18 protein-coding genes are annotated in these 15,445 nt (G+C 69.7%); 14 read left to right on the top strand and 4 right to left on the bottom strand.

From position 1 onward, the window contains the following. The first annotated feature begins 11 nt into the window (after positions 1-11). The 14 genes from fhcD (at position 12) to folK (ending at position 10,967) form a co-directional block, all read left to right on the top strand. Entirely contained in the window at positions 12-959 is a 948-nt protein-coding gene (gene fhcD, locus ACLBXO_RS13820; RefSeq protein ID WP_447685706.1) for a formylmethanofuran--tetrahydromethanopterin N-formyltransferase, read from the top strand. Positions 960-962: 3 nt separating this feature from the next. Beyond that, positions 963-1,757: a formylmethanofuran dehydrogenase subunit C gene (locus ACLBXO_RS13815; protein WP_331315642.1), complete on the top strand. Its 795-nt coding sequence runs from the start codon at positions 963-965 to the stop codon at positions 1,755-1,757. A gap of 84 nt (positions 1,758-1,841) precedes the next feature. Continuing rightward, positions 1,842-2,048: a hypothetical protein gene (locus tag ACLBXO_RS13810; protein ID WP_012317529.1), complete on the top strand. Its 207-nt coding sequence runs from the start codon at positions 1,842-1,844 to the stop codon at positions 2,046-2,048. Positions 2,049-2,126: 78 nt separating this feature from the next. Beyond that, positions 2,127-3,773 (top strand): ATP-binding protein, encoded by a 1,647-nt coding sequence (locus ACLBXO_RS13805; RefSeq protein ID WP_447685705.1) that lies wholly within the window; start codon positions 2,127-2,129, stop codon positions 3,771-3,773. After that, on the top strand, positions 3,770-4,474 hold the full coding sequence (locus ACLBXO_RS13800) for a response regulator transcription factor (RefSeq protein WP_020091831.1): 705 nt from the start codon (positions 3,770-3,772) through the stop codon (positions 4,472-4,474). The genes ACLBXO_RS13805 and ACLBXO_RS13800 overlap by 4 nt, the downstream gene beginning before the upstream one ends. Before the next feature lie 224 nt (positions 4,475-4,698). After that, positions 4,699-4,788: a pyrroloquinoline quinone precursor peptide PqqA gene (gene pqqA, locus ACLBXO_RS13795; RefSeq protein ID WP_012317526.1), complete on the top strand. Its 90-nt coding sequence runs from the start codon at positions 4,699-4,701 to the stop codon at positions 4,786-4,788. 33 nt (positions 4,789-4,821) lie between these two features. Next, the gene (gene pqqB / locus ACLBXO_RS13790) at positions 4,822-5,721 is read left to right on the top strand and encodes a pyrroloquinoline quinone biosynthesis protein PqqB (RefSeq protein WP_447685704.1); all 900 of its coding nucleotides are present in this window, start codon (positions 4,822-4,824) and stop codon (positions 5,719-5,721) included. A 185-nt stretch (positions 5,722-5,906) separates the two neighbouring features. Further along, on the top strand, positions 5,907-6,992 hold the full coding sequence (gene pqqC, locus ACLBXO_RS13785; protein WP_331315648.1) for a pyrroloquinoline-quinone synthase PqqC: 1,086 nt from the start codon (positions 5,907-5,909) through the stop codon (positions 6,990-6,992). Then, a complete protein-coding gene (gene pqqE, locus ACLBXO_RS13780; protein ID WP_447685703.1) occupies positions 6,989-8,134 on the top strand; it encodes a pyrroloquinoline quinone biosynthesis protein PqqE in 1,146 nt (381 codons plus the stop codon). The genes pqqC and pqqE overlap by 4 nt, the downstream gene beginning before the upstream one ends. 11 nt (positions 8,135-8,145) lie before the next feature. After that, positions 8,146-8,856, top strand: a complete 711-nt coding sequence (locus ACLBXO_RS13775) for a hypothetical protein (RefSeq protein WP_447685702.1) — start codon at positions 8,146-8,148, stop codon at positions 8,854-8,856. After that, positions 8,837-9,199, top strand: coding sequence for a hypothetical protein (locus ACLBXO_RS13770; protein WP_091678351.1), 363 nt, complete (start codon positions 8,837-8,839; stop codon positions 9,197-9,199). The genes ACLBXO_RS13775 and ACLBXO_RS13770 overlap by 20 nt, the downstream gene beginning before the upstream one ends. Before the next feature lie 84 nt (positions 9,200-9,283). After that, the gene (gene folP / locus ACLBXO_RS13765) at positions 9,284-10,120 is read left to right on the top strand and encodes a dihydropteroate synthase (RefSeq protein ID WP_331315652.1); all 837 of its coding nucleotides are present in this window, start codon (positions 9,284-9,286) and stop codon (positions 10,118-10,120) included. Positions 10,121-10,122: 2 nt separating this feature from the next. Continuing rightward, entirely contained in the window at positions 10,123-10,500 is a 378-nt protein-coding gene (gene folB / locus ACLBXO_RS13760; RefSeq protein WP_331315654.1) for a dihydroneopterin aldolase, read from the top strand. Then, on the top strand, positions 10,497-10,967 hold the full coding sequence (folK, locus tag ACLBXO_RS13755) for a 2-amino-4-hydroxy-6-hydroxymethyldihydropteridine diphosphokinase (RefSeq protein WP_447685701.1): 471 nt from the start codon (positions 10,497-10,499) through the stop codon (positions 10,965-10,967). The genes folB and folK overlap by 4 nt, the downstream gene beginning before the upstream one ends. 28 nt (positions 10,968-10,995) lie before the next feature. Here the strand turns inward: folK and xoxJ are convergent, their stop codons facing one another. The 4 genes from xoxJ to ACLBXO_RS13735 form a co-directional block, all read right to left on the bottom strand. Then, on the bottom strand, positions 10,996-11,856 hold the full coding sequence (gene xoxJ, locus ACLBXO_RS13750) for a rare earth element methanol dehydrogenase accessory protein XoxJ (RefSeq protein ID WP_331315658.1): 861 nt from the start codon (positions 11,854-11,856) through the stop codon (positions 10,996-10,998). Continuing rightward, complete coding sequence (locus tag ACLBXO_RS13745) at positions 11,841-12,452, bottom strand: c-type cytochrome, methanol metabolism-related (RefSeq protein ID WP_331290232.1); 612 nt, start codon at positions 12,450-12,452, stop codon at positions 11,841-11,843. The genes xoxJ and ACLBXO_RS13745 overlap by 16 nt, the downstream gene beginning before the upstream one ends. A 134-nt stretch (positions 12,453-12,586) precedes the next feature. Further along, positions 12,587-14,392 carry a lanthanide-dependent methanol dehydrogenase XoxF1 gene (gene xoxF1 / locus ACLBXO_RS13740; protein WP_331315659.1) on the bottom strand — a complete coding sequence of 602 codons (1,806 nt, stop codon included), beginning with the start codon at positions 14,390-14,392 and terminating at the stop codon, positions 12,587-12,589. Positions 14,393-15,093: 701 nt separating this feature from the next. After that, positions 15,094-15,381: a hypothetical protein gene (locus tag ACLBXO_RS13735; RefSeq protein WP_447685700.1), complete on the bottom strand. Its 288-nt coding sequence runs from the start codon at positions 15,379-15,381 to the stop codon at positions 15,094-15,096. Positions 15,382-15,445 lie beyond the last annotated feature (64 nt).

Below are 15,445 nucleotides of genomic sequence, written 5' to 3'. Positions count from 1 at the left end.
CGGGAAGTACGATGTCTGACCTCACCCTCAACGGCATCCCGGTCGTCGACACCTTCGCGGAGGCGTTCGACGTGGCCGGCACGGCCATCATCGTCACGAACGACACCGCCAAGTGGGCGATGATCGCCGCGACCACGATGACCGGCTTCGCCACCTCGGTGATCGGCTGCGGCGCCGAGGCCGGCATCGACGCCGAGCTGTCGCCCGAGGAGACTCCGGACGGGCGGCCGGGCGTGCGCATCCTGCTGTTCGGTTTCGAGCCGAACGGCCTCAAGGACCAGCTGATCAAGCGCGTCGGCCAGTGCATCCTCACCTGCCCGGGCACCGCCTGCTACGCGGGCGTCGACGGGCCGACCAGGATCAAGCTCGGTGGCGCGATCCGCTACTTCGGTGACGGCTTCGCGGTGGCCAAGCGCCTGCCCGACGCCAGCGGCAAGGCCCGGCGCTACTGGCGCATCCCGGTGATGGACGGCGAGTTCCTCTGCGAGGACTCGGTCCGGGCCGTCGACGGCGCGGTCGGCGGCGGCAACCTGCTGTTCCTCGGGCGGAACCACGCCGAGACGCTCAAGGTCGCCGAGATCGCCGTCGAGGCCGCCAAGGCGATCCCGGGCGCGATCCTGCCGTTCCCGGGCGGCATCGTCCGCTCCGGCTCCAAGGTCGGCGGCCGGACCAAGGGCATGATGGCCTCGACCAACGACGCCTACTGCCCGACGCTGAAGGGCCGCGCCGGCTCGGCGCTCCCGGCCGAGTGCGGCGTGGTCTTGGAGATCGTGATCGACGCCCTCACCTCGCAGGGCGTGTCCGACTCGATGCGCGCCGGCCTGCACGCCGCCACCGAGATCGGCGGCAAGCACGGGCTGATCGCCGTCACGGCCGGCAATTACGGCGGCAATCTCGGCCGCCACCACTACCACCTGCGCGACCTGATCGCGCGCGACGACGCCAAGCCGGAGGGCTGAGCCGTGAGCACCCTCACCCTGCGCGCGGCCCCGCCCGAGCGGCTGGACTTCCTGAACATCGACCCGCTGGCGCTCAGCCGCCTGTCCCAGGGCGAGGCCGAGCGCCTCGAGATCGGCACGACCCGGACCGGCGTGCGCCTCGGCGACTGCTTCGCGGTCGCGCTCGACGGTTCCGACACCCTGACCATCGAGGGCGGCCACGAGCGCCTCGACCGGGTCGGCGCCTCCCTGTCGGAGGGCACGATCCGGGTCACCGGCGATGTCGGCCAGCGCCTCGGCGCCGGCATGGCGGGCGGCAGCGTGATCGTCACCGGCAATGCCGGGCCCTACGCGGCCTCGGGCGCCACCGGCGGCACGATCACCGTCGAGGGCGATGCGGGCGACTATGCCGGCGGCGCCGTCTACGCCGCCAAGGCAGGGCTCGACGGCGCGACGCTGATCATCCGGGGCAGCGCCGGGGCGCATCTCGGCGACCGGATGCGGCGCGGGACGATCGTGGCCGGCCGCGCGGGCGCCTTCGCGGGCTCGCGCATGATCGCCGGCACCCTGGCGGCGCTCGCGGTCGGCGACCATCCCGGCCTCGGCATGCGCCGCGGGACGCTCCTCGTCGGCAGCCACGGCCGGATGTCGCCCACCTTCGTGGAGACCGGAGCGCACGACCTCGTGTTCCTGCGGCTGCTGGCCAAGGCCCTGCGCGGCCTGAGCGCCGAGCACGCCGACCTCCTCGGCAAGCCGCTGCGCCGCTATTCCGGCGACCTCGCGACGATCGCCAAGGGTGAGATCTGGGTCGCGGCCTGACGCCGCCTGGGCAAGGGGCGTGGACGCGTCCTATGCTCCCCGCCAAGCCGGCCCGCACGAGGCCGGCAGCCCGGGGAGGCGCCCATGCTGCTGCTGCTGTCGATCTGTCTCGTCGCCCAGCCCTCGACCTGCCGCGAGGACCGGATCGAGATGTCCTTCGAGAAGTCGAGCCCCTTCGTGTGCCTGCGCAATTCGCAGAGCGCGCTCGCCACTTGGCAGGCCGCGCATCCGGAATGGCACGTGGAGCGGTGGCGCTGCGCCGCGAAGGGAAGCCTGCCGAAGGACCTGTGACGGCACCTTGGTTCGGCGCCCAGGCGGTGCCATGCTCGGGCCCGCCCGCGCGGCGGGATTGAGGGCGGGACGGGGACGATGCGCTCGCTGAAGGTCCGCTTCGCGCTGCTGCTCGGCGGCACCGCCATCGTGGTGGTGCTGGCCGCCGCGGCCGCCTTGGTGGCGATCGGGGCGGCGGAGCGCACCGTCGACCGGACCCTCGAGGCCCAGCGGCGCCTGGAACTGCTCGCCGAGCTGTCCGGCCGCCTCACGCAGTTCGGTCTCGCGGCGGTGGAGACGGTCGGCAATCCCGACGGCCAGCCCGAGGCGATGGCGATCGCCCGCGACAACGCCGACCGCGCCCTGACCACCGTGGACGAGGCGCTCGCCAAGAGTTTCCCGCCGAGCGACGACCCGGCCGACCGGATGCAGTACGCCGCGCGGACCCGCCCCATGGCGCAGCTGCGCGCGGCCCGCGCGGTGCTGGACCGGCAGGTGTCGCTGATCAGCCGCCAGACCGATCCGGAGCGGCGCCAGGACGCGATCAAGGGCGCGCTCAACGGCTTCGGCGCCATGACCGGCCAGCCGCTCTCCTTCCTGATCGAGGCCGAGCGGCGCAGCATGGCGCTCGGCTCCGAGCAGGCCCGGGCGCTGTCGGAGCGCCTGCGGGTGGCCGCGGCCGCCGCGGTGGCGGCGGCCCTGGTGCTGCTGGCGATCCTGTACCGCGGCGTCACCCGGCCGACCCTGGCCCGCATCGAGGAGGTTCGCCGCGCCGCGAGCGCCATCGGCCACGGCGCCCTCGACACGCGCCTCTCCGTCGCCACGCGGGACGAGCTCGGCCTGCTCATGACCAACGTCAACCGCATGGCCGCCCGCCTCGCCCGCCGGGAATCGCGGGTCGCGGCCGACCGGGCGGCGCTGGAGGACACGGTGGCGGCGCGCACCGCCGATCTGCGCGCCGCCAACGCCCGCCTGGAAGCCGTCGATCAGTCCCGCCGCCGCTTCTTCGCCGATGTCAGCCACGAGCTGCGGACGCCGCTGACGGTCATCCTGGGCGAGTGCGACCTCGCCCTGCGCGGCGCCACCCGCGGCGCCGATCCGGGTCCGGTCTTCGCGACGATCAAGAAGCGGGCGCAGCGCCTCAAGCTGCGCGTCGAGGACCTCCTGCGCGTCGCCCGCTCGGAAACCGGCGAGATCGCCTTCGACAAGCGCCGTCTCGGGCTCGCCCAGGTCCTCGCCGAGGCGGTCGACAACATGAGCTCCGAGGCGGCGCGCCGCCGGGTCGGCCTCACCCTCGATCCCGGCACCCGGGACGTCGAGAGCCTCGCCGACCGCGAGTGGATGCGCCAGACGGTCGAGAGCCTCGTCGACAACGCGCTCCGCCACGCCGCCGGCCTCACCCGGGTCGAGGTCGCCCTGGCGGCAGGTCCCGGGCCGGTCGGGCGGATCACCGTCACCGACGACGGTCCCGGCTTCGGCGCGTCCGAGGACGCGCTGTTCGAGCGCTTCAAGCGCGGGTCGGGCGCCGGACCGGACGAGACCGGGTTCGGCATCGGGCTCGCCCTGGCGCGGTGGATCGTGGAGCAGCACGGCGGCGCGATCCGGCTCGGGCCCGGGCCGGACGGGCGCGGGGCCCGGGTCACCCTGGACATCCCGGCCTGCGATCCGGCATGGGAAACGGGCCCGGTCGGCGGTGCTGCCGTCGACGCCGACGTGGGCGCGCAGGTGAAGGAGCCGGCCGCATGACGCGGATCCTGATCGTCGAGGACGATATCGACATCCGCGGCCTCCTCGCCCGAGGGCTCGAGGCCGAGGGGTTCGAGGTCGGGACCGCGGCCTGCGTCGACGAGGCCCTCAAGGCCGCCCACGATCCGGCCCCCGGCGCCGTGTTGCTCGACATCAACCTCCCGGACGGTTCGGGCCACGACGTCTGCCGGTCCCTGCGCGAGGGCGGATTCCCGGGCGCGATCCTGTTCCTCTCGGCCCGCGACGAGATCCGCGACCGGGCCGAGGGCCTCGCGCTCGGCGCCGACGACTACATCATCAAGCCGTTCGAGTTCGACGAGCTGGTCGCCCGCCTGCGGACCCACCTGATGCGGCGCGAGCAGGCGGAGGCGCCGCGCTCGCGCATCACCGCCGGCAAGCTGATGCTCGACCTCGAGACCCGCCAGGCGAGCTGCGGCGAGGCCAGCGCCCGCCTCACGCCCCGCGAGGCCGACCTCCTCGCCATGCTGATGGAGAATATCGGCAAGCCGGTCTCCCGCGCCGACATCTTCGACCGGCTCTGGGCGAGCCAGGGCGGGCTCTCCCTCAACGTGGTCGACGTCTATATCGGCTACCTGCGCTCCAAGATGGCCGATTTCGTCCGCTACGGGGGCCCGGGGCTCGTCACCGTGCGGGGTAAAGGATTCATGCTCGAACTGCGCGGCCCCGACTTCCGCCAGTAGGCCCCTGTACTTTAGTCGCAGCTCCGCGTGTTTCGTGATGGTTTCCGGGCGTTTAGGAAGTCTGTCACGAAAAATTTGGGAGGATCCGGCAACTTAGTGCTTGAAGCCCGCGCGTGAATCGTCGATACCTCTCCGGCGCCGGAAATGAGAGCGCCATCAGTGTCTTAGGGTCCTCTTAGGAACCGCGTGACACTCGGTGAAGATATCGCCTGAGGAGAAACACCATGAAGTGGGCTGCCCCGATCGTGTCCGAGATCTGCGTCGGCATGGAAGTGACGAGCTACGAGTCGGCAGAAATCGACACCTTCAACTGAGTTTCACGGGCCGGGGATCTCGGGAGCCGCACCATGCGCGTCGTGATCCTCGGTTCGGCGGCCGGCGGCGGCCTTCCCCAGTGGAATTGCCGCTGCCCCATCTGCACGCTGGCGCGGTCCGAACCGGACCGGGTGCGGCCCCGGACCCAGTCGAGCATCGCGGTCTCCGCGGACGGGTCGGACTGGCTGCTGATCAACGCCTCGCCGGATATCCGGCAACAGCTCTTCGACAACCCGCAGATGCATCCGCGCGAGGGCCTGCGCCACTCGCCGATCCGCGCCGTGCTCCTGACCAACGGCGACGTCGACCACGTCGCGGGTCTGCTGACGCTGCGCGAGGGTCAGCCCTACACCCTCTACGGCACGCGCGGGATCCTCGATTCGGTCAACGCCAACCGCGTCTTCGACGTGATGGCCGAGGGCGTCGTCGCCCGCCGACCGATCGGCATGGACCAGCGCTTCGAGCCCCTCCCCGGCCTGGCGGTCACCCTCTTCCCGGTGCCCGGCAAGGTGCCGCTGTGGCTGGAGGACGAGACCATGGAGATCGGCGCCGAGACCGAGACCACGGTCGGCGCGCTGATCGAGGCCGGCGGCCGGCGCCTCGCCTACATCCCCGGATGTGCCCGCGTGACGGACGGTGTGCGCGCGCGGATCGCGGGCGTCGACGCGCTCCTGTTCGACGGCACCGTCCTGCACGACGACGACATGATCCGGGCCGGCGTCGGCACCAAGACCGGCTGGCGCATGGGCCACGTGCCGATGCGCGGCGGGAACGGTTCGATCGACGCCCTGGCTTCGGTCGAGATCGGGCGCCGCGTCTTCGTGCACATCAACAACACGAACCCGGTCCTGGTCGAGGGCTCTGCGGAGCGGGCCGATGTCGAGGCGGCCGGTTGGACCGTGGCGCATGACGGGCTGAGCCTGGTGCTCTAGGACCGAGCGTCAGCGGCCTGCCGATTCCCGCGCCGCGGCCATATGCGCGACCGACGGTAGCCGGCGATGGTTGGGCGCCCGGGGGGGCGGCACTATATCGTGGCTGAGCCCGGACAGTCGCCCCGCGCACGAGGGCGGGATCGGAACACAGGAAACGCGACCTCAGGACGGACGCCGGACAAGCCATGAACGCCATTTTCCCGACCCCCGATGCCGCCGACAGCCAGCGTCTCCTGAGTCCCGAGGAACTGGAGGCGGCCCTGCGCGACATCGGCGCGCGCCGCTACCACAACCTGCACCCGTTCCACCGGCTGCTGCACGACGGCAAGCTGTCCAAGGACCAGGTCCGGGCCTGGGCGCTGAACCGCTACTACTACCAGGCGATGATCCCGGTGAAGGACGCCGCCGTGCTGGCGCGGATGACTGACGCGTCGCTGCGGCGGATCTGGCGCCAGCGGATCGTCGACCACGACGGCGACCACGAGGGCGACGGCGGCATCGAGCGCTGGCTCAAGCTGGCCGAGGGCGTGGGCTTCGATCGCGACTACGTGCTGTCGACCCGCGGTATCCTCTCGGCCACGAAGTTCTCGGTCGAGGCCTACGTCCACTTCGTCTCCGAGCGGACGCTCCTGGAGGCGATCGCCTCGTCGTTGACCGAGATGTTCTCGCCGACCATCATCTCCGAGCGCGTCGCCGGGATGCTCAAGAACTACGACTTCATCACCAAGGACACGCTGGCCTACTTCGACAAGCGCCTGACCCAGGCGCCGCGGGACGCGGACTTCGCCCTGGACTACGTCAAGCAGCACGCCACGACGCCGGAGCTGCAGCGGCAGGCGATGGCGGCGCTGACATTCAAGTGCACCGTGCTGTGGACGCAGCTCGACGCCCTGTACTTCGCCTACGTGGCCCCCGGCATGGTCCCGCCCGACGCGTGGCAGCCCGGCGAGGGTCTGGTGGCCGAGGCGTCGCGGGCCGTGCCGGGTGCGGCCGGCGGGAAGATGGCGGCCGGCGATCGCCCGCGGCTGCCGCGCGGCGTCCGGCTGCGCAACGACGAGACCCGCGGCAAGTGGGTCCTGCTCGCCCCCGAGCGCACATTCGACCTCGACGACAATGCCGTGGCGGTCCTGAAGCTCGTCGACGGCGCGCGCAGCGTGGCCGACATCGCGGACGAGCTGGGCAAGACCTACGCGGCCGATCCCCGCGCTATCGAGACCGACATCCTGGTGATGCTCGACGGCCTCGCGGAGAAACGGGTTCTCGAGCGATGAACGCGCTGACGCCGAACCGCCCCGATGCGCCGGCCCCGGTCGGTCTGCTCGCCGAGCTGACCCACCGCTGCCCGCTGCGCTGCCCGTACTGCTCGAACCCGCTGGAGCTCGACCGCCGGTCGGGCGAGCTCGACACGCAGACGTGGCAGCGCGTGCTCGGGGAGGCCGCGGCGCTCGGCGTCCTGCACGTGCACCTGTCCGGCGGCGAGCCGACGGCGCGCAACGACATCGTCGAGATCACCAAGACCTGCGCCGATCTCGGCCTGTACTCGAACCTGATCACCTCCGGCGTCGGCGGTGCGCTCGCCAAGCTGCAGGACCTCTACGACGTCGGGCTCGACCACGTGCAGCTCTCGGTGCAGGGCGTCGACGCGCAGAACGCCGAGAAGATCGGCGGCCTGAAGAATGCCCAGCCGCAGAAATTCGCGTTCGCCGCCAAGGTGGTCGAACTCGGCCTCCCCCTCACGCTGAATTCGGTGATCCACCGCGGCAACATCCACGAGGTGGCGGGCTTCATCGATCTCGCGGTGAAGATGGGCGCCAAGCGGCTCGAGGTGGCGCACACGCAGTATTACGGCTGGGCCTACGTGAACCGCGCCGCCCTGATGCCCGACAAGGCGCAGGTCGACGAATCGATCCGGATCGTCGAGGCGGCCCGGGAGCGCCTGAAGGGCCAACTCGTCATCGACCTCGTCGTGCCCGACTACTACGCCAAGTACCCGAAGGCCTGCGCGGGCGGCTGGGGCCGCAAGCTGATGAACGTCACGCCCCAGGGCAAGGTCCTGCCCTGCCACGCGGCCGAGACGATCCCGGGGCTGGAGTTCTGGAACGTCAACGACCGCTCGCTCGGCGAGATCTGGCGCGACTCGCCGGCCTTCACGGCCTATCGCGGCACCGACTGGATGAAGGAGCCCTGCCGCTCCTGCGACCGGCGCGAGAAGGACTGGGGCGGCTGCCGCTGCCAGGCGCTCGCGCTCGCCGGCGACGCGGCCGCCACGGATCCGGCCTGCTCGCTCTCGCCGCTCCACGCCAAGGTGCGGGCGCTGGCCACCGAGGAGTCGGCCGAGAACCCGCCCGACTACGTCTACCGGACGATCGGCAGCAACGTCCGGTCGCCGTTCAAGGAGGAAGTGAACTCGTGAGAAGACTTGTCGTGAGGGGCCTCGCCGCGACCACGGTCGCGCTGGCTCTGGCCACGCTGCCGGCCCTCGCCGAGGACGCGCCGAAGCCCGCCACCGTCACCCCGGCGAACGCCGCCGCCCCGCCCTCCGCTGCGGACCTGCTGTTCGACCAGCCGCACATGAAGAACACCGCGGCGGGCTCGACGCTGACCTACGACTACCTGCGCCGCTCGGGGATCTCGAAGGGGCCGTTCGGGGCGCCCCTGGAGGACACGATCCAGCTGAAGGTCGAGCCCGGGAAGAGCGCCGAGGGCCGCGATATCGGCGTCGTGATGTTCTCTGGCCTGAACCGGATGCCGGCCGGCCCGTTCGAGGACATGGCGGGCAACCCGGTGGTCTCGCTGTTCCTGGAGAACCACCTCCGGGCTCTCGCGAAGGTGCTGGAAGCCAATCCGCGCTATCTCAAGCTCGCGATCCGCAAGGGTCTGCGCGAGAAGGCGACCGTGACGCCGACCAAGGTGGATTTCGGCGGCCGCGAGGTCGACGGCTGGCGGGTCGTGACGAAGCCGTTCGCCGGCGACGCGATGGCGCAGCGCATGCGCGGCATGGACGACATGACCTATACCTTCGTGACCGCGCCCTCCGTCCCGGGCGAGATCGTCTCGATCGAGGCGTCGTCGAAGAGCGCGGATGGCGGCGAACTGCTTGAGGAGAAGCTGAGCTATGATCAGAAGGCTGGCTGAACGGGGCGCCCTGGCCGCCCTCGCCCTGACGCTGTCGGGACTGGCCGGCTGGGCCGCCGAGGAGAACGACTACCCGACCGACGCGCGGGTCGATTACGTGTTCGGCTGCATGGCCGCCAACGGCCAGACCCGCGAGAGCCTGCAGAAATGCTCGTGCTCGCTGGATCAACTCGCCGCGATCCTGCCGTACGACAAGTACGTCCAGGCGAGCACGGTGCTCTCGATGCGGCAGGGCATCGGCAACCGGGCGAACGAGTTCAAGTCGACCAAGATCTTCGACGACAAGGTCGCGGAACTGCGCCGGGCCCAGGCCGAGGCCGAGATCCGCTGCTATCACGGCTGAGTTTCACGGCGAGGCCGGCGTTGCGCCGGCCTCCCGATTCGCGCACACCGGCTCCCGAACCGCGTTCGTGAACGGGACCCGCCTGTGACCGCCTCTTCCCGCCTGTCCGACCTGCTGCCCGCCCTCGGCGGCCGCACGCTGGTCATGGGCATCCTCAACGTCACGCCCGATTCCTTCTCGGACGGCGGCCTGTTCGCCGGGGAGGCCGCGGCGGTGACCCAGGCCGAGCGGCTGGTCGCCGAGGGGGCCGCCATCCTCGACATCGGCGGGGAATCGACGCGGCCCGGTCACGTCCCGGTCTCCGCCGAGGAGGAGCAGGCGCGCGTCGTGCCGGTCATCCGGGCGGTGGCGCCGCGGCTGCCTGTGCCGATCTCGATCGACACCTACAAGGCCTCCACGGCGCGCGTCGCGCTCGAGGCCGGCGCGCGGATCGTGAACGACGTCTGGGGCCTCCAGCGCGAGCCCGACATCGCCGCCGTGGCGGCCGCACACGGTGCGCCGGTCATCATCATGCACAACCGCGAGACGATCGAGCCGGATCTCGACATCCTCGCGGACATGCTGGCTTTCTTCGAGCGGTCCCTCGCGATCGCCCGCCGGGCGGGCCTCGCGGATTCCGAGATCGTGCTCGACCCGGGGGTCGGGTTCGGCAAGACCTGGAACCAGCATCTCGAGGCGCTGCGGCGGCTGCCCGAGCTCCGCGCCCTCGGATTCCCGGTGCTGGTCGGCGTCTCGCGCAAGTCGCTCCTCGGACGCCTGCACGACCGCGAGACCCGTCCGGCCGACCGCCTGCACGGCTCCCTCGCGGCCCACGCCGTCGCGGCCACCCTCGGGGCCGATATCGTGCGCGTGCACGACGTGGCGGCCCATATCGACGCGATGCGCGTCGTCGACGCCGTGATGCGGCCGGAGGCGCGCTGAGCATGGCGGGCGACCTGATCCGCGTCTCCCGGATCGCCGTGTTCGGCCGGCACGGCGTGCTGGCCGAAGAGGCGGTGCTGGGCCAGCGCTTCTACATCTCGCTCGAAGCGGAGCTCGACCTCGGCCCGGCGGGCCGGTCCGACGACGTCGCCGGCACGGTCAGCTACGCCGATCTGACGGCGGTGACCGTCGCGATCGCCACCGAGCGACGGTTCAACCTGATCGAGGCCCTGGCCGAGACGGTCGCCGCGGAGATCCTCGCGCGCTTCGCGCGCGTCGAGGCGATCACCGTGCAGGTCGACAAGCCGAGCGCGCCCGTGCCCGCCATCCTGGACAGCGTCGGCGTCGCGATCACGCGCCGCCGCGGAGCCGGCCGATGAGGGCGTATCTGGGCATCGGCAGCAACGTCGGCGACATGGCCCTGATGCTCGATCGCGCGGTCGCCGGCCTCGCGGCGACCCCGGGCATCGCCGTCGTCGCGCGCTCGAGCGACTATCGGACGCCGCCCTGGGGCAAGACCGACCAGCCGTGGTTCCTCAACGGCGCCGTGGCGGTGGAGACGGACCTCGACCCGCACGGCCTGCTCGACGCCTGCCTGCGGGTGGAGCACGACCTCGGCCGGATCCGCGAGGAGCGCTGGGGTCCGCGGGTGATCGACATCGACGTCCTCGCCTACGAGGGCGCCAGCATCGACGACGCGCGCCTCGTCCTGCCGCACCGCTACGTGCGCGAGCGGGCCTTCGTGCTGGTTCCGCTGGCCGAGATCGCGCCCGACCTCGTGATCGGCGGCGAGCGCGTGGTGGACGCGTTGGCGAAGCTCGACCGGACCGGCATCGCGCGCGCCTGACGGCGGGCCGGTCCAATCCCGGCGCGCCTCAGCGCTCGCCGGGGGTGACGAGCTTGTTCTCTTCCTCGTCGAGGAGCGGCACGTCGTACTCGCGCAGGACCTTGTCGATGTCGGCCTTGCGCTTGCGCAGGATCGTGTTCAGCGACCGCTTCCAGTCATTCTCGCCGAGCCGGACACCCATGGCGATCCGGTACGCCATCGGCGGCCGCTCCGGCTCCTTCAGCAGCGGCACGACGCTCATCGGCGTCCCGGACTGCTTGGCGAGCCAGCCCGCGGCGGGTCCCCAGAGCACGGCCGCGTCGATCTCCTTGGCGGCCAGGGCCGCGACGATCTCCGCGGCGACCGTCTGGTACTTGCGCGACGGATCGAGCTGATAGGGCGCGTAGGCCTTCATGCTCGAGACCAGTCCGAGCTCGCCCATCCGGTTCACCGGCGGCGTCCCGGCGATCACGCCGATGCTCTTGCCCTTCAGGCGCGGGTCGTCGAGGGCCGTCACGCCGTCGAACTCACCCGCGCGGGTGACCAGCGTGTAGGCGGAGCGATAGTACGGATTGGTGGTCTGAACGAGGTCGCTGCCGAAAGCCTGGCCCATGATGACGTCGCAGAGGCCGGTTCCGAGCGTGTTGCGCACGAAACCGGGACCCTGGGTCAGCCAATAGTAGCGGACCTTGATCTTCAGTTCGTCGGCGATGATCGCCGCGATCTTGTTCTCGAAGCCGTCCTCCTTGCGTTCGGAGAACGGCATGTTGCCCGGATCCCCGCAGACGCGCAGCACGTCCGTGGTGACCGTGTCCGGAAGGTGCTGGGCGCGGGCCCCCTGCGCCGTCACCAAAGACAGAGCGCAGAGAGCGAGGATCCGGGCGAACGGCGCCATCAAAAGCCCATGCATTCCTTCTCGGCCTTCTTGGCCGCTTCGGGCTTATCCTCGTGCTCCGAGGGACGGATACGCCCGATCGCTCCGGCGGCGCGCGCCTTGAGGTAGACGTAGAGATCGTCCGAGTAGCACATGACGTTCTTGTTGTCGCCGAAGGCCGGCATGACCTTCTGCTCGGCGGCGTTCACGTCCTGCTTGCCGCCCGCCAGGATGCCGATGAACTCCTCGTAGGAGAGGTGCTTCAGCGAATCCTTGAGCGCCGGCGCGTAGGTCGAGCCCATGCCGTCCGGGCCGTGGCAGACGTGGCACTCGGCGTGATAGCGGCGGTAGCCCGAGTAGGTGTACCAGTCGAGCATCTTGCCGTCCTGGGTCACGTGGAACGTCGGGTGACCTTCGGCGTCCATGTATTTGCCGTCTTCGACCTTCACGGCAGCGTCCTGCTTCAGCAGCTTGGGATCCTGCTCGGCGGTCCTGTCGTTCGCGTTCAGCGAATTGGCCAGCTTGGGGTCGGCGGGCTTGGCATCCTCAGCATGTACGGCAACCGTCGAGACGGTCGCTAGGGCGAGGGCGGCGATAACCGGCCGCGTTACAATCTTGCTGAGGTTGAGCAACGCATGTGTCTCCCTGGATCGAGGCCCTTCGTCTCCCTCCGAGCCGCAGCCTCTTGCGAGAAAGTCTAATCACAAGGATGCCGGCGCGGGAACCCGCGCCGGCACCGATTTCTACAGGTGGACCCTGCGGCCGATTAGTTCGGCAGGGCGAAGACCGTCAGCTGACCGCCGAGGTTGGTGTACTGCGACAGAGCCGCGTAGCCACCCACCGCGCCGAGGCCGGCGTTCGGGTCGGTCAGGCCGGCCGCGAGGCCGATGCCGGCCCAGCCGCCGACGCCCGAGAGGACGCCCACGTACTGCTTGCCCTTGTGCTGGTAGGTCATCACGTTGCCGATGATGCCCGACGGGGTCTTGAACTTGAACAGCTCCTTGCCGGTCTTGTCGTCGACAGCCTTCAGGTAGCCCTCAAGCGTGCCGTAGAACACGACGTCGCCAGCGGTCGCCAGAGCACCGGACCACACCGAGAACTGCTCGGGGTTGGACCACTTGATCTTGCCGTTGACGCCGTCCCACGCGATGAAGTTGCCCATGCCGCCGTGCGAGTTCGGGGCCGGGTACATCGAGAGGGTCGCACCGACGTAGGGCTGGCCCGGGGTGTAGGTCACCCGGAACGGCTCGTAGTCCATGCAGACGTGGTTGGTGGGCACGTAGAACAGGTTGGTCTTCGGCGAGAAGGCCGCGGGCTGCTGATCCTTCGACCCGAGGGCCGCCGGGCAGATGCCCTTGGAGTTGGTGTCCTCACCGTTCTGCTCGGTCGAGTACTTCGACACGACCAGCGGACGGCCGTAGTTCTTGGACCCCTTGTCCATGTCGACCTTGGTCGCCCAGTTGACGGCCGGGTCGTACTTCTCGGCGACGAGCAGGGTGCCGTCGGCGCGGTTCAGCGTGTAGCCGAAGCCGTTACGGTCGAAGTGGGTCAGGAGCGGCTGCTCCTTGCCGTCGATCTTCTGATCCGTGAGGATCATCTCGTTGATGCCGTCGTAGTCCCACTCGTCGTGGGGGGTCATCTGGTAGACCCACTTGGCCATGCCGGTGTCCGGGTTACGCGCCCAGATGGTCATGGACCACTTGTTGTCGCCCGGACGCTGCTTGGGGTTCCAGGTCGAGGGGTTGCCCGAGCCGTAGTAAACGAGGTCGAGCTTCGGGTCGTACGAGAACCAGCCCCAGGTGCAGCCGCCGCCGGTCTTCCACTGATCGCCTTCCCAGGTCTTCAGCGAGGAGTCCTTGCCGATCGGCTTGCCGAGCGAGGTGGTCTTCTCCGGGTCGACGATCAGCTGATCGTCCGGGCCCTCGGAGTAGCCGCGCCACACCTTCTTGCCGGTCTTCAGGTCGTAGGCGGTGACGTGGCACTGCACGCCGAACTCGCCGCCCGAGATGCCGACGATGACCTTGTCCTTGACCGGCAGAACCGTCGCGGTGTTGGTCTCGCCCTTCTTCGGGTCGCCGTTCACGACCGACCAGTTGACCTTGCCGGTCTTGGCGTCGAGCGACACGAGGGTGGTGTCGGCCTGGTGCAGGAGGATGGCGCCGTCGGCGTAGGCCAGACCGCGGTTGACCGTGTCACAGCACATGACCGGGATCACGGACGGATCCTGCTTCGGCTCGTACTTCCAGAGGATCTTCGCCTCGTGGTCGAGGTCCAGGGCGTAGACGATGTTCGGGAACGGCGTGTGCACGTACATGACGTTGCCGACGACGAGCGGCGAGCCCTCGTGGCCGCGCAGCACGCCGGTCGAGAACGTCCAGGCGACCTGCAGGTCCTTGACGTTCTTGGCGTTGATCTGGTCGAGCTTCGAATAACGCGTGTTCGCGTAGTCCACCGTCTGAAGAACCTGTTCCGCCGGGTTGGCGATGCCCTTCATGACGCTTTCATTGGCCAGCGCCGGCGCGGCGACGGCCGCGACACCTGCGCCGAGCGCAAGGAGATGTACCGCTCTCATGGGTTCCTCCGACAAGTCTTGAGAGTTCTCACGGCGCGCGAAGAGAGTGGCGTCGCTCGGACTCCGACCTGACTGTTTGCGACAGGGATGGACGCCTCGGTAGCGGGCATAGTGGACTTCGAGGAGATCTACAGATCCCCTAGCCAGGAACCGCCATCCCTGAGGCGGCTCCCTCGAAACCGAGGCTTGCCCGGACCTTAAGAGATTTTTGAGCGCCGTCAACTCGCTGTTCGACGCCTGTGGGAGCACGGTGAAAGCTTCTTTGCCCGTGACACGGACCGGGTCGATGTCATGCATATGCGAAAAGAAATGTTGCGACGCACAAACGGCTGCGGGTTCTCTCGATCCCATCTCACGGGCACGTGTGCGTTTCCCATGCAGACCTTGCAAACGAGAGAGCTTTGCTGGGGTTTAGCATGCGCCGTCCGCGCGGACGGGCAGCAACAAGCCAGGGCGTACGCGGCGCCGCCGCCTGCACTCTGACCGCACTGCGAGACGCTTCGGCGGCTATCCGGTGCCGAATTCTCCCAAAGCCACCCTATGCGCCCAGTCGCCGCATCCGACGTTTTCAAGGATCCCTCGTCCGCAACCGGGGTTCGCGCGCGACAAATTGCCGAATCGTCCCGGTCCGGGATCAGGATGCGTCTCGCGGCTCGGTGCCGGGTGCCGCCCGTGATCTGGTGAACGAGCGCGTGCCGGCGTCAGAAGGCGCCGACGGGGCCGGTGCTCTCGAACTCGGCGACGTCGCCGATCAGATCGGTCACCGAGATGTTGAGGCGCCGGCCGTTGGACAGCCGGAGCTGGGCGTCCGGCTCGAGCCAGACCGGCCGGAGGCCGGCGTAGCTGCCGTAGAGGTTGCCGTAGGCGACGACTCCGCCCTCGCGCCTCTCGACGACGATTCGGTAACGGACGCGTACCGACTCGCATCCTTCAGCCGATACGAGACCGCGCCCGGTCAGCGTCTTGAGGATCTCGTTCGGCTCGAACATACGCGGGACGCAAGGGCGGGATTAAGCGGCAATCCAATTGCCATTTAGTCCCGGACCTGCGGCG

It is taken from the genome of Methylobacterium sp. C33D (assembly GCF_053345825.1).
The sequence above is the reverse complement of the archived record's forward strand: the minus strand, read 5'-3'. Positions and strand labels throughout refer to the sequence as shown.

Coding starts and splice junctions, on each gene's coding strand:
- xoxF1 (WP_331315659.1), bottom strand. CDS start 14,392: ATGAGAGCGGTACATCTCCTTGCGCTCGGCGCAGGTGTCGCGGCCGTC.
- pqqB (WP_447685704.1), top strand. CDS start 4,822: ATGCGCGTCGTGATCCTCGGTTCGGCGGCCGGCGGCGGCCTTCCCCAG.
- xoxJ (WP_331315658.1), bottom strand. CDS start 11,856: ATGCATGGGCTTTTGATGGCGCCGTTCGCCCGGATCCTCGCTCTCTGC.
- ACLBXO_RS13735 (WP_447685700.1), bottom strand. CDS start 15,381: ATGTTCGAGCCGAACGAGATCCTCAAGACGCTGACCGGGCGCGGTCTC.
- ACLBXO_RS13800 (WP_020091831.1), top strand. CDS start 3,770: ATGACGCGGATCCTGATCGTCGAGGACGATATCGACATCCGCGGCCTC.
- ACLBXO_RS13770 (WP_091678351.1), top strand. CDS start 8,837: ATGATCAGAAGGCTGGCTGAACGGGGCGCCCTGGCCGCCCTCGCCCTG.
- pqqE (WP_447685703.1), top strand. CDS start 6,989: ATGAACGCGCTGACGCCGAACCGCCCCGATGCGCCGGCCCCGGTCGGT.
- pqqC (WP_331315648.1), top strand. CDS start 5,907: ATGAACGCCATTTTCCCGACCCCCGATGCCGCCGACAGCCAGCGTCTC.
- ACLBXO_RS13810 (WP_012317529.1), top strand. CDS start 1,842: ATGCTGCTGCTGCTGTCGATCTGTCTCGTCGCCCAGCCCTCGACCTGC.
- pqqA (WP_012317526.1), top strand. CDS start 4,699: ATGAAGTGGGCTGCCCCGATCGTGTCCGAGATCTGCGTCGGCATGGAA.
- folK (WP_447685701.1), top strand. CDS start 10,497: ATGAGGGCGTATCTGGGCATCGGCAGCAACGTCGGCGACATGGCCCTG.
- fhcD (WP_447685706.1), top strand. CDS start 12: ATGTCTGACCTCACCCTCAACGGCATCCCGGTCGTCGACACCTTCGCG.
- folB (WP_331315654.1), top strand. CDS start 10,123: ATGGCGGGCGACCTGATCCGCGTCTCCCGGATCGCCGTGTTCGGCCGG.
- ACLBXO_RS13805 (WP_447685705.1), top strand. CDS start 2,127: ATGCGCTCGCTGAAGGTCCGCTTCGCGCTGCTGCTCGGCGGCACCGCC.